The sequence below is a fragment of the Streptomyces sp. NPDC001544 genome (assembly GCF_042894285.1).
Classification (GTDB): domain Bacteria; phylum Actinomycetota; class Actinomycetes; order Streptomycetales; family Streptomycetaceae; genus Streptomyces.
The window spans coordinates 176,072-187,972 of the sequence record NZ_JBIAVN010000005.1 but is presented as its reverse complement, the minus strand read 5'-3'; the positions used below and the strand labels follow the sequence as shown (position 1 = coordinate 187,972).

Annotated in this window: 14 protein-coding genes, 1 pseudogene and 1 riboswitch; of the genes and pseudogenes, 6 read left to right on the top strand and 9 right to left on the bottom strand. The window is 72.2% G+C overall.

The genetic code is table 11. The annotated features are described in order from the left end of the window. Positions 1-1,142, bottom strand: a pseudogene (locus ACFY0F_RS15985) (hypothetical protein); the annotation flags it as partial. Positions 1,143-1,150: 8 nt separating this feature from the next. Then, positions 1,151-1,323: riboswitch (cyclic di-AMP (ydaO/yuaA leader) on the bottom strand. A 373-nt stretch (positions 1,324-1,696) separates the two neighbouring features. Further along, a complete protein-coding gene (locus tag ACFY0F_RS15980; protein WP_388793557.1) occupies positions 1,697-2,362 on the bottom strand; it encodes a lipoprotein in 666 nt (221 codons plus the stop codon). 145 nt (positions 2,363-2,507) lie between these two features. Here ACFY0F_RS15980 and ACFY0F_RS15975 point away from each other — a divergent pair, with 145 nt between their 5' ends. After that, positions 2,508-2,966 (top strand): flavodoxin family protein, encoded by a 459-nt coding sequence (locus ACFY0F_RS15975; RefSeq protein ID WP_388793556.1) that lies wholly within the window; start codon positions 2,508-2,510, stop codon positions 2,964-2,966. Between the two features lie 114 nt (positions 2,967-3,080). Here ACFY0F_RS15975 and ACFY0F_RS15970 read toward each other — a convergent pair whose 3' ends face one another. Together ACFY0F_RS15970 and ACFY0F_RS15965 are read right to left on the bottom strand one after the other, a co-directional pair. After that, positions 3,081-3,701 carry a DedA family protein gene (locus ACFY0F_RS15970; protein WP_388793554.1) on the bottom strand — a complete coding sequence of 207 codons (621 nt, stop codon included), beginning with the start codon at positions 3,699-3,701 and terminating at the stop codon, positions 3,081-3,083. A gap of 296 nt (positions 3,702-3,997) precedes the next feature. Next, positions 3,998-4,651 carry an ATP-binding protein gene (locus ACFY0F_RS15965; RefSeq protein WP_388793552.1) on the bottom strand — a complete coding sequence of 218 codons (654 nt, stop codon included), beginning with the start codon at positions 4,649-4,651 and terminating at the stop codon, positions 3,998-4,000. Positions 4,652-4,947: 296 nt separating this feature from the next. On the opposite strand from ACFY0F_RS15965, the gene ACFY0F_RS15960 reads away from it, so the two are divergent. The 4 genes from ACFY0F_RS15960 (at position 4,948) to ACFY0F_RS15945 (ending at position 8,072) form a co-directional block, all read left to right on the top strand. Then, a complete protein-coding gene (locus ACFY0F_RS15960) occupies positions 4,948-5,823 on the top strand; it encodes a helix-turn-helix domain-containing protein (protein WP_388793550.1) in 876 nt (291 codons plus the stop codon). Continuing rightward, on the top strand, positions 5,824-6,060 hold the full coding sequence (locus tag ACFY0F_RS15955) for a DUF397 domain-containing protein (RefSeq protein ID WP_388793548.1): 237 nt from the start codon (positions 5,824-5,826) through the stop codon (positions 6,058-6,060). Between the two features lie 97 nt (positions 6,061-6,157). Next, entirely contained in the window at positions 6,158-6,973 is an 816-nt protein-coding gene (locus ACFY0F_RS15950) for an SAM-dependent methyltransferase (protein WP_388793546.1), read from the top strand. 151 nt (positions 6,974-7,124) lie between these two features. Further along, complete coding sequence (locus ACFY0F_RS15945; RefSeq protein ID WP_388793544.1) at positions 7,125-8,072, top strand: TIGR01777 family oxidoreductase; 948 nt, start codon at positions 7,125-7,127, stop codon at positions 8,070-8,072. A 2-nt stretch (positions 8,073-8,074) separates the two neighbouring features. Here the strand turns inward: ACFY0F_RS15945 and ACFY0F_RS15940 are convergent, their stop codons facing one another. From ACFY0F_RS15940 to ACFY0F_RS15925, 4 genes are all read right to left on the bottom strand, one after another. Further along, on the bottom strand, positions 8,075-8,542 hold the full coding sequence (locus ACFY0F_RS15940; RefSeq protein WP_388793543.1) for a pyridoxamine 5'-phosphate oxidase family protein: 468 nt from the start codon (positions 8,540-8,542) through the stop codon (positions 8,075-8,077). 77 nt (positions 8,543-8,619) lie between these two features. Next, entirely contained in the window at positions 8,620-8,937 is a 318-nt protein-coding gene (locus ACFY0F_RS15935; RefSeq protein WP_388793541.1) for a DUF3040 domain-containing protein, read from the bottom strand. Further along, positions 8,912-9,904, bottom strand: a complete 993-nt coding sequence (locus ACFY0F_RS15930) for a polysaccharide pyruvyl transferase family protein (RefSeq protein WP_388793539.1) — start codon at positions 9,902-9,904, stop codon at positions 8,912-8,914. The genes ACFY0F_RS15935 and ACFY0F_RS15930 overlap by 26 nt, the downstream gene beginning before the upstream one ends. Positions 9,905-10,059: 155 nt before the next feature. Then, positions 10,060-10,497: a hypothetical protein gene (locus tag ACFY0F_RS15925; protein ID WP_388793537.1), complete on the bottom strand. Its 438-nt coding sequence runs from the start codon at positions 10,495-10,497 to the stop codon at positions 10,060-10,062. Between the two features lie 99 nt (positions 10,498-10,596). On the opposite strand from ACFY0F_RS15925, the gene ACFY0F_RS15920 reads away from it, so the two are divergent. Beyond that, a complete protein-coding gene (locus tag ACFY0F_RS15920) occupies positions 10,597-10,965 on the top strand; it encodes a MerR family transcriptional regulator (protein WP_388793536.1) in 369 nt (122 codons plus the stop codon). A gap of 117 nt (positions 10,966-11,082) precedes the next feature. Here the strand turns inward: ACFY0F_RS15920 and ACFY0F_RS15915 are convergent, their stop codons facing one another. Beyond that, positions 11,083-11,661, bottom strand: a complete 579-nt coding sequence (locus ACFY0F_RS15915) for a Dps family protein (protein WP_388793534.1) — start codon at positions 11,659-11,661, stop codon at positions 11,083-11,085. Positions 11,662-11,901: the final 240 nt, after the last annotated feature.

Genomic DNA, 11,901 nt, shown 5'->3' with positions numbered 1-11,901 from the left:
CCGCTGTCCGTCACCGGGTTGGGGACGCTGAAAATCCCGGTGCCCGCGATGGGGTTGGGGACGGCGAAGGTCCCGGTGTTCGCGACCGGGTTGGGGACGGCGAAGGCGCCGCTGTCCGTCAGCGGGTTGGGGACACTGAAGGTTCCGGTGCCGGCCATGGGGGCGGCCCCCTGGGCGGCAACGCCCAGGGACGCGCCGGGGGGCAAAGCCGCGGGCGTGGCCACCTCGGCACCGGCCATCGCACCCGCACCGGCCATCGCACCGGGCCCGGCCGTCGCACCTCTGCGGGCGACACCGCCACCCACGGAGGACAGGCCCCCGCTGAGCCCGGACCACTGCTGGCGCAGCCACTCCTGCTCCGCGGGCTGAAGGGTCTGCTCCGGGTCGCCACGCCAAGCTTCCGTGGCGGGACGCGCGGGCTCGGCCGCGGGGCGGGGCGCGGGCGAGTCGGGTTGCGCGATGCGGCGGGCGAGGAGGTCCCGGGCCGCGGCGAGTTTCTGCTGGTTCTTCCCCTTCGAGGCCAGCGGCGAGGACCGCCGCGGCCCGGCGGCGGGCAGCGCCATGGGGGTCTCCCGCCGCGGCTCCGGCACGGCCGGCAGCGCGGCGACGGGCCCGGCGGTCAGTTCCGCCCTGGGGCGCGCGGTCAGTTCCGGCACGGCACGGCCGCCCGTCTTCCCGGAGGGCCCGGCGGTCAGCTCCGGCAGGGAGCGCTCGGCCGCTTCCAGCAACTCCGGCGGGATCGGGACATCGGCGCCGGGGCGCCCCTGCGGCGAACGCTTGGGCATCCGGTCCTTGGGCAGTACCGCCGGAACGGTGGGGCCCAGCTTGGAACGCGCCCCCGTCATCCACTCCCGGGCGACACTTTCCAGCGCGGCGTTGGACGCGCGGGACGGCGTCCGGTCCGAAGGCAGCGCGGCGGGAACGGAGGGACCCAGCTTGGAGCGGGCCCCCGTCATCCACTGCCGGGCGATGTTGTCCAGACCGGGATCGGCACCCCTGTCCGGCCTGCGCAGGCGTACACCCCGACCGCGCGTTCCCCCCGATGCCGCGCGGGTCGCGTTGAAGTTCCCCGTGGCGTTCTCGGTCTGGTCGTAAAGGCTGTCGATTCGCTGCCGAACCTCGTCGCGGCTTTCGCGCGCCATGGGGGACGTACTCCTTCCGTGCTCCGCCTACCGGGTTAGCTGGCGGGTTCGGGCGGTCGATGGTGGAAGGCATGCCCTACGGCCCCTGCCCCGTCGGGCGGTCGGGCCGATTCACCCCAAGTCGGTTGGGTCCCCGGTTCCGGCTGCCCCGCGGGCACACCGGATTCGGCGGAGGCCGCGCGGCCCGACGGGGTTCGCCGGGGGGAGCCGTGCGGTCTGGTCGCCAACCTAGCCAACTTGTGTGGCTGGTGTGAAGGTTGAAGCACCGAATGTCCGATACGTAATTGTGATATTCGTCTTGCTGCTGGCGATCATTTGGTGAAGATCACTCAAACCGCCCTCGAAGCTGCGGCAGTTGAGCCGCACGCGAACCGAAGAGGGCCTGTGTCACGGACGTTGCGGGAGCGCTTCCATGGGCTGCACGGCCCACAACGCACGAGCGAAGAGATGGTGGCGCTGCTGCACCGAACCGAAGGAGATCCCGGTGCGCGACCCCGGCCCCCTCACCTGTCCGGGCCGCTCCACCCGGCCGCGGTGACGGCCGGGCGGTGCACTCACGCGGCGTGCAGGGTCCGCTTCGCCAGCTCGTACGCCGGACGCATCTTCTCGTGCTCCTCCGTGTCGAGCCCGCCGAGGTGCAGCACGACCGGGCCGTGCGGTGTGGTGACGGCGAGGGCGGTCTCCTTCTTCGACTCGTCGAGGAGCTTGCTCGTGTAGACGTAGTCGACCTCGACACCGGAGACATCGCCCGTCCGGAAGGCGCGGTACCTCTCCTTGCTCGTGTTGTCCTCCGCGGCCACGAAGGCCCGCAGGACGGCACGCGCGTCGGCGTCACCCGGCTTCCCCTTCCAGACCCGCAGGAAGCCGATGTGCCCGGCGGGCTTGGCGTCGATCTCGCACACGGCGGTGACCGGGCCCTGGTGCAGCAGCGCGTCGGCGAGGTCGCCGGCCACCCCGTCCGCGTGCCCCCCGGCCTCGACCGCCTTCGCCTTCCAGCCCTCGGCGACGTCGAACGTCACGGGCAGCTCGCAGGCCGAACCGACGGTTCCTGTCCTGCCGCCGCTCTCGGCGACCTCGCCCGTCGCCGCTCCGGAGCCCCGGCCCGCCGTGGACCCGCTCGGCGACGACTTCACGTCCTCGACGTCCGGCGAGCCCGCGCAGCCCGCCAACACCGCCGCCAGCAGGACGACCTGAGCCACTCCGCCCCGCACGGACCCCATCACGACACGCAACGCCGAAACCCCCCTCTGTCGAGGTCGGTCACTCTAACCGAGGGCACCGACACGGCCCTACGCCATGACGGCCGGCCACCGCCCGGGCCGCGGCGGCCTTGCGACCGGAGGGCGGGCACGGCAGGGTGCGGATGTGCGCACCCTGCTGATCGTCCACCACACGCCCTCGCCCAACTGCCAGGCCCTGTTCGAAGCCGTCGTCTTCGGGGCCACGGCCCCCGAGATCGAAGGGGTGCGTGTGGTCCGTCGCGCGGCCCTGACCGCTACGGCGTCCGACGTGCTCGCCGCCGACGGATACCTGCTCGGCACGCCCGCCAATCTCGGGTACGTCTCCGGCGCGCTCAAGCATTTCTTCGACCAGATCTACTATCCCTGCCTGGACGAGACGCGCGGCCGCCCCTACGGCTCGTACGTGCACGGCGGCAGCGACGTCACCGGGGCGCTGCGTGCCATCGAGACGATCACCACGGGCCTCGGCTGGCGGCGGGCGGCCGACCCGGTGGTCGTGACCGGCGAGCCCGGCAAGGCCGACACCGAGGCCTGCTGGGAACTGGGCGCGACGATCGCCGCGAACCTGATGGACGCGTCGTGACAGCCCCCGCGACCAGCGCCGCCCTGGGTGATCGTCCACGTGCCCCCGCGATCCGCTCGGACGGCTTCCCGGTCGCCCGCACGTCAGGCGGCCTCGGCCCGGGCGAGCACCGGGTCAGCGTCGGCGTCGGCGGCGCAGTAGGTGGCGGGCGAGCAGGGCGGCGGCCAGCAGGCCGAGGGTGAGGAGGACGTAGCGCTGGTAGCGGGTGACCTGCCCGTAGACCTCGTCGATGTGGCTGCCCGCCAGATAGGCCAGGATCGTCCACAGGCCGACCCACAGCGCCGCGCCGAGCGCGTTGAACGCCAGGAACCGCCGCCAGGGCATGCCGGTGGTGCCCGCGACGATGCCGTTGGCCTGTCGCAGTCCCTCGACGAACCGCGCCACGGTGACGATCCCGCCGCCGTGCCGGGTGAAGAACTCCTCGGCCGCCTGGAAGCGCTTCGGCGTGAGCAGGACGTATCGGCCCCACCGGTACACGGCGGCACGGCCGCCGGACCGGCCGATCAGATAGCCGACGTTGTCGCCGAGCACGGCCGCGACGAACGCGATGGCCGCCACGGCCACGATGTTCAGCCGCCCCGCCCCCGCGTACACGCCCGCGGCGATCAGGATGGTCTCGCCGGGAGCGGGGATGCCGAAGTCCTCCACGAAGACCACTGCGCCGACGGCCCAGTAACCGTAGTGACCGAGCAGCGGTGCCAGATGGGCCAGTGGGCCCGGAAGGGAAGGGGCCATGCCTCCACCGTACGTCAGCGACGCTGACGTGCCGTCAGCGCACGGGGTGCCCTGAGCGCCGCTGGGGATGGTCCGGGCCCGGCTTGGGACGGGTGCGGGTCCACGAGGGATCAGCCATGCGCACCCGGGGGTGCGCCGGGGCGGACGGGGCGAGTGGGGTGAAAGGAGTGAGGCGGGAGTGCGCGCCGTGTCGCCAGGTGGGGTGGGGTCGGATCATGAGGCGGGTGGTCCTTCGGCCTGGTGGGGGATGGGCCGGGGTGGCCGGGAAGCGCGTGGGGGCGCGTCGCGGCCGGGGATCAGGGAGCGGTGGGCGACGGTGTGGCGGGTCCGCCGCCGTGCGCGGTGGTCGTGAGCTCGGCCCAGACGACGCGCCCGTGGAGATGGGGGGCGCCCGCCACGCCCCAGTCGGTGCTCAGCGCCTCGACCAGCAGCAGCCCGCGGCCGCTCTGGTCTTCGGGGCCCGGCTGCCGGGGCGCCGGACCCGAGGGGCCGCGGTCGTCGTCCTCGACCTCGATGCGCAGCCGCTCGGGGGTAAGACGCAGCCGGCACACGATCCGCTCGCCCGCGGAGTGCGTGAGCGCGTTGGTGACGAGTTCGGAGGTGATGAGGACGGCACTGTCGGCCGCGTCCCCGTCGATGCCCCAGGAGGTGAGCGCCTCGTGCACGCTCGCGCGGGCCCGGGCGACCGACGCCGGGATCGGGGGCAGCGCGAAGGCGTGCGTCCGCCGGGGTGGTTCGGCCCCGGAGGCGAGCCGGTCGGGGCCCTCGGGCCCGGGGAGTCGACCGGTGTGCTCGCCTCCGGGTGGTCTCAGGGGCGGTGCCGCCGCCGACGGCCGGTGGGGACGTCCGTCGGCGGACTGGTTCTCGGGGTGTTCGGTGCCGGGGAGTCGGTGCAGGGGCTGGGGGAGGGAGGGCGGGGGCATCGCCGTCGCCTTTCGTCCGGCTCGCATCGTGGGGGGTGTGCTGGTGCTGGTGTCGTGGCCGCCGGACCGTTGGGGACGGCGACCCGGGCACGGCGGTGCCCGATCGCAGCCCAATCTCCCCCAACTGAGCTGCATCGCCCGTTCCTTCCTGGGCCGGAGCAGTGAGTCCACTGTGACACCTGCCAACAACACCCCGCAACCAGCAAGTTGAAATTTGCAAGAAGCCGCGTGCATGCTGCTTTCGGCAATAAGTGATCGAATGAGCCTGTGTAGCGATCGCGTGAGACGGTGACCCTGCAACCGACGGTGTGAGGGGGTAAGGCGTGACCGCGGAGACCGACTGGGGTGGCGCGCCCTCCGTCCTGCGCATGATCCTCGGCAGGCAGTTGGAGGAGCTGCGGACCCGGGCCGGCCTGACGTACGAACAGGCGGGCGCGGCGATCGGGGTCAGCCACTCGACGATCCGCCGGATGGAGGCCGCCAAGGTGGCCCGGCTCAGACTGGCGGACGCCGAGAAGCTGCTGAACACCTACGGCGTGCGGGACCAGCAGGAGATCGACACCTTCCTGCAGTCGGTCCGGGAGGCCAACAAGCGAGGTTGGTGGCACACCTACCGTGATGTGATGCCGGACTGGTTCGCCGCCTATCTCAGCCTGGAGCAGGCCGCGTTGCAGATCCGTGCCTACGAGAACCAGTTCGTCCACGGGCTGCTGCAGACCAAGGAGTACGCCACCGCCCTGCTCGGCGCGGGCAACCCGCACGCCTCCGGGCAGGCCACGGAGCGCCGGGTCGCGCTGCGTATGCGCCGCCAGGAACTGCTGTCACGGGACGCGCCGCCGAGGCTGTGGGTGGTGATGGACGAGACGGTGCTGCGCTGGCCGGTCGGCGGGGCCGGCGTGATGCGCGCGCAGATCGACCACCTGATCGAACTGAACCGGCTGCCCCATGTGACCCTGCAGATCATGCCGTTCGCCAACGGACCGCATCCGGCGATGCGGGCGGGCGCGTACCACCTCTTCCGGTTCCGGGCCCGCGAACTGCCCGACATCGTCTACCTCAACGGCCTGGTCGGCGCCGTCTACCTCGACAAGACGGACGACGTCGTGGTGTACCGCGAGGCCCTGGACCGGCTGGGCGCCCAGGCGGCGCCCGCCAGGAAGACCGAGGCGTTCCTCGGTTCGATTCGCAAGGAGCTCTGAGTGCCCCACCACGTACACAGCGGCGTGCCGTCCCGGGAACTGGGTGCGCGCGGCTGGACCAAGCCGTGGAGCCACGACGCCGGGGGCGCCTGTGTGGAAGTGAAGAAGCTCGCCGACGGGCGCGTGGCCGTCCGCCAGTCCACCGACCCGGACGGGCCGGCGCTCGTCTTCACCCCGCGTGAGATGACGGACTTCCTGACGGGCGTGAAGGCGGGTGACGCCGACTTCCTCCTGTGAACATGCCTTGTTCTGCTGAGCGTTGCCCCGGTTCCGGTGGATCATGGATCCGCTTCGGATCCCTGTGACCGCCCCGACTCGAATGGGAGACACGGCGTTGCCCGACAACGGATGGCCGGCCGACCGCATCGACACCGAGAACGCCCACTCCGCCCGGATCTACGACTACATCCTCGGCGGCAAGGACTACTACCCAGCCGACAAGGAGGCCGGCGACGCCATGTCCCGGGAGTGGCCCGCCCTCCCCGTCCACATGCGCGCCAACCGCGACTGGATGAACCGCGCGGTGCGCTGGCTCGCCGAGGAGGCGGGCATGCGCCAGTTCCTGGACATCGGCACCGGGATCCCCACCTCCCCGAACCTGCACGAGATAGTCCAGTCGGTGGCACCCGAGTCACGGGTGGTCTACGTCGACAACGACCCCATCGTCCTCACCCTCTCCCAGGGACTGCTCTCCAGCGCGCCGGAGGGGAGGACGTCGTACATCGAGGCCGACTTCCGCGACCCGGCGGCCATCCTGGACGCCCCCGAGCTGCGTGAGACCCTCGACCTCGGCAAGCCGGTCGCGCTCACCGTGATCGCCATCGTGCACTTCATGCTCGACGCGGACGACGCGGTCGGCGTCGTGCGCCGCCTGCTGGAGCCGCTGCCCTCGGGGAGCTACCTGGCGATGTCCATCGGCACCGCCGAGTTCGCGCCCGAGGAGGTGGGCCGCGTCGCGCGTGAGTACGCCGCCCGCAACATGCCGATGCGGCTGCGCACCCTCGACGAGGCCCACGAGTTCTTCGAGGGCCTGGAACTGGTCGAGCCGGGCATCGTCCAGGTGCACAAGTGGCACCCGGACGGCACGGGGGAGAAGGACATCCTCGACGAGGACATCGCGATGTACGGGGCGGTCGCCCGCAAGCCGTGACCGGACCCGGGCCGGGGCCACCCGCCCCGGCCCGGGACCGGGCCGGTGACCACGGCGCGCTCGACATCCCTCTTCCCGAGTTTCCCCGCCCTGTTTTTGAACATGTTCAACTCTGGGCTAGGGTCGTGTTCAGAGAGAAGGGGGAAGCGGGATGAGGTTCGTGCTGCCCGGAGGCACCGGACAGGTCGGTACGATACTGAGGCACGCGCTGACCGGGGCCGGTCACGAGGTGGTCGTGCTCAGCAGGCGTCCGGCGGGCCCGGGTGAACTCGCCTGGGACGGAAGGACCCTGGGGCCCTGGGCGGAGGCCGTCGACGGCAGCGACGTGGTGGTCAACCTGGCCGGGCGCAGCGTCAGTTGCCGCTACACTCCGGTCAACCTGAAGGCCATGATGGACTCGAGGGTGGAGTCCGCCCGGGTCGTGGGCGAGGCGATCGCGGCCGCCGCCCGGCCGCCCCGCCTCTGGCTGCAGATGAGCACGGCCACGGTGTACGCCCACCGCTTCGACGCGCCCAACGACGAGGCGAGCGGTGTGATCGGCGGTACCGAACCGGACGTGCCCGGCTACTGGTCGTACAGCGTCGAGATCGCCAAGGCCTGGGAGCGGGAACAGGAGCGGGCCGACACTCCGCACACCCGCAAGGTCGCCCTGCGGTCCGCGATGGTGATGAGCCCCGACCGGGGCGGTGTGTTCGACGTCCTGCTGCGGCTGGCCCGGCTCGGCCTCGGCGGTCCGGTCGCGGGCGGAGCACAGTACGTCTCCTGGATCCACGACCACGACTTCGTACGAGCCGTCGAGTTCCTCGTCGGCCGGGACGATCTCACCGGGCCCGTGAACCTCGCCGCCCCCACGCCTCTCCCGCAGCGGGATTTCATGCGCGCCCTGCGCGAGGCGTGGGGCATGCCCATCGGTCTGCCCGCCACCGCGTGGATGGCGGAGATCGGCGCCTTCGGCTTGCGTTCGGACACCGAACTGCTGCTGAAGAGCCGGCGCGTCGTCCCGGGCCGCCTGCGGGACGCGGGCTTCACCTTCGAGTACCCACACTGGCCCGAGGCTGCGGCCGACCTGACGGGGCGGGTGCGCGCCCGCTGCTCCTGACGTCACGGTCCCGGATCGGCCCACTCCCCGTTGCGCATCACATGCCGCCCCTTGAGCTCGTGCACCCCGTTCCAGGCCTGGATCGCCCGTGGCAGCGCCCGGAAGTACCTGTAGGCGGGGTGATCCGCACGCGGATCCCAGCCCCACCGCTGCGCGAAGGCGTCCGCGGTCGCGGCCGGCACCTCCTGGGCGGTGAAGGTCTGCACCACCGCGTCGACGAGGACGACGTCCTGGGTGTCGCCGAGCGCGAGACGGGCCCGGCCGGTGTCGCGCAGGTCGCGTCCCGTCGGGCTGGTGATCCGGGTCGACAGCCACAAGGCCGCTCCGTCCCACAGGAACCACAGCGGGACCAGGCACGGCAGACCGTCCGCGCCGGACGTGGCGACCCAGACGTCCGCCCCGGTGCGCAGCTTCGCGAGCACGTCGTGCCGGCGCCGCGCGGAGTCCCGCGGCTTCTCGGTGATCTTCACACCGGATGACGGTACCCGTCAGGGGGCCGCGCTGCCTCGGGCGATGGACCTACGGCCCCGGACCGAGGCGGGCGGTGTCACACCCAGGGTGTGGCGCGGTCGCCGCCCCCGGTCATCCGGCACAGCAGTCGGAAGGCCCCCAGCAGGGTGGCCGGCCATATCACCGCGAAGCCCCAGATCAGCGCCGGGTTCGAAGTGCGGATGCCCAGGACGCCGAGAACGATCGAGGCGCACATCAGGACGGCGACCGTCAGCGGCAGCCACACCCGAGGGGGCGAGGCGCTCATCCGGCGGGTGAGACGACGGTCACGGCGCAGTTCCGCCTCGATGCGGAGCAGGGCCAGCCGTTCGTGAGCGGTGAGTTCTACGTCATCCGGGTGACTCCGGTCGTTCATGGCTCACCGTGTTCCCCGGGTGCGGCATCCAATGCCCTCCGGGCGCGGGCCGTCCGTCCTCGGGCGGCCGGCCGGTCAGCGCCCGCAGGAGACCGTCGGCGTTGTCCGGCGTCCGCCCGGAACGGAAACCGGCTCGGATCCGGCGCGCGGTGTCCGTTCCCTCGATGAGGCACCAGTCCCACCAGTGTTCCAGTCGTCCGTCGTCGAGGTCCTCCGCAGCCACCAGGGCGGGCCAGCCGCAGGACCGGGCCTGCGCGGTGACCTTGGCGCCCGACTCGACCGGGTCGACCGCCAGGGCCGGGACGCCTGCCCGCAGGGACAGCACCAGTCCGTGCAGCCGGTCGGTGACCACCAGGTCCAGCCGCTCCAGCACGGAGTCCAGTTGTCCGGGCGTCGCGCACAGCCGCCAGTCCTTCGTGTCGAGCCTGGTCTCCAGCTCCACGCGTGCGCAGTCCTTGGCCAGCAGCCAGCGGGTGATCCGGTCGGCGGTCTCCTCGTGGCGCCGCCGGCCCCCGTACTCGCGCTGCCCCCGGGTGAGGATCACCCCGACGACCGGCAGGGCGGGGGCGGCCGGGGCACGCGCCGACAGGTCCCGCACCGGTTCGAGCGCCGGACCGTCGCGGGCCAGTATCCGGTGGAACCCGGTGACGGCCGGACTGCCGGGCCGGATCACGGAGGTTCCGACGGCGATCCGCAGACAGTGCGGGAAGCGCCGGTGCAGATCGGCCACTTGCGGCCCGTGCAGCGGCCCGCACACGAAGACCAGGCTGCCGTACGCCTGGGGGTCCACGTCGTCGAGGTGCAGCGCGTCCGGCCGGAACGCGGGGCTCCAGGCCGTGTCGTAGGCGTGCCCCGCGTGGTCCAGGACGCACTGCACGCGGTTCAGGGCGAGGACGTCCCCGGCGGTCGCCTCGCCGTCCCGGAAGCTGAACCATCCGGTGAGCAGCGTTCTGTCCGAAGCCGTCACGGGGCGCCCACCCGCCCGCGCCACGCTCGCCCGTCCATGCCGTGACCTCCCTGCCGTGCGCGGGCGAGTACCCGCGGACGGGACGGATCACACGCCGGGAGAGGATCACGCCGCCGGGTACGGCACCTGCTCCCCTCGAATGGATCGACGGCGAACTAATCGCAGGCATCCCGACGGGTCCCCCGGCTCCGCCACCACGGCACGAGCTGGGCGACGCCGAACGACACCTCGACGACCAGGAACAGCAACAGCAACCGCGTGATCCCCTGGGCGACCGCGTACGACATCCAGACCGAGAACAGCACGCGTGCGGCACCGTCGTACAGCCCGTGCGCCGGAAGCGGCCGGAGGATGCGCAGCAGAGCCCAGACGACCACCACCGAACCCATCAGGTTCGCGTACATGGTCTGCACCGGATCGACCGAGGGCAGCGCACCGAGCCCCAGCGCATCGCCCAGTGCCGACAGCGCGCGGTTCACCAGGGCGTACGTCCAGGGCGTCGCGAAACCGGCGGTGACGACCAGGTCGTACCAGGCGCTGGCGCGCACCACCCGTGGATAGACGGGGTGGGCCGGGGCGGCAAGGGAGATCATGACAGGGCTCCTGCTGGTTGCGTGACAGCGACGCGCGTCACGCTAGACAGTGGAGTAGGGTCCAAGGTCAAGCACCGACAGTCGACCTGACGGGGAGTCATGCTGATCGGAGAGCTGGCCGCGCGGACCGGCATGACCAAGGACGGCATCCGCTTCTACGAGAAGGTGGGACTGGTCAGGGGCCGGCGGCTGTCGAACGGCTATCGCGACTTCCCGCCCGAGACGGTGCCCTGGCTCGCCTACGTCCGCACCGCACAGGCCCTCGGCTTCTCCCTCGCGGAGATCGCACGCCACGGCGAGGAACTGCTCGACGCCCCCGACTCGGCCGCGGCCCTGTCCGGGCTGCTGGCGGACAAGATCCGGCTCATCGACGCCCGCATGGCCGAACTCGCCACTCTGCGAGCCGAGTTGGAGCAGCGCGTCGGCACCGGGTGCCCGTTGCGGGCCGAGGCCGGTCAGGCCGGCTGAGCCGGGGCGGTCCGGACCGCCGGCAGCAGCCCGCCGGCCGGGGCCGGCGGACGGTGCGGAGGTCCGGCCGCCGCGCCGGGGCAGCGGGCATTCCCCGGGGTGTGTCCGCCTGCTCGGTCAGGCCCTGACCAGCGGGGTGTCGACCAGGTGCTCGGCCAGGAACCACGCCTGCAGTTCCCCGGTCCTGATCACCTGCGACACCAGCAGGTCGTTGGTGCCGTCGTCCCCCAGTCCGGCGGCCCGGGCCGCGGCGTCATGGGCGTCGACGAGGATGCTCTCGTGGGCCTCCAGCAGCCGTGACAGCATCGCCGGGACCTCCTCCACCCCGTCCGGGGGCCGGGGGATCGAGGTGATCTCGGCGACGTGCCGGGGGTCGCCCACCGCGACCCCGCCCAGCGACTGGACGCGTTCGGCGACGGTGTCGACGATCTCCAGCTGTTCCCCCGCGTGCTTGTCCAGCACCAGGTGCAGTTGGTAGAAGGTCGCCCCGCGCATCAGCCAGTGGTGCTTCTTGTACAGGCCGTAGAGGATCTGCGTGTCCGCCAGCACCTTGTTCAGTCGCTGGCAGGAGTACATGCGCGCCTCGTAGGACAGGCCGACCGGGAACTGCTTGACGGTCCCGAACTCCTGGATCACCTCGCCCTTCTGGTGCAGCCAGGGCTGGCTGCCGGTGCCGGGCCGGGAGCTGGTGGTCATGTTCCGCCTCCTGTGGTGCTGAGCTGTGCGTACCCGGGGGACGCTAGGCGCTCGTGAAGCCGGCGGGTTGTCCGGCAGCGCACGCGGTGCTGCCCGCCGGTGCACACCATCGCGCGCACCCGCGCCGGCCGTGCGCTCTCGGGCACGAGCCCGTGCACCGGCGGACACGGCACCGCCACCGGGCCGCCCTAGCCTCGGCGGGACGGCCGACGGCCGGGAGCCGACACAGCGAGGAGCGGC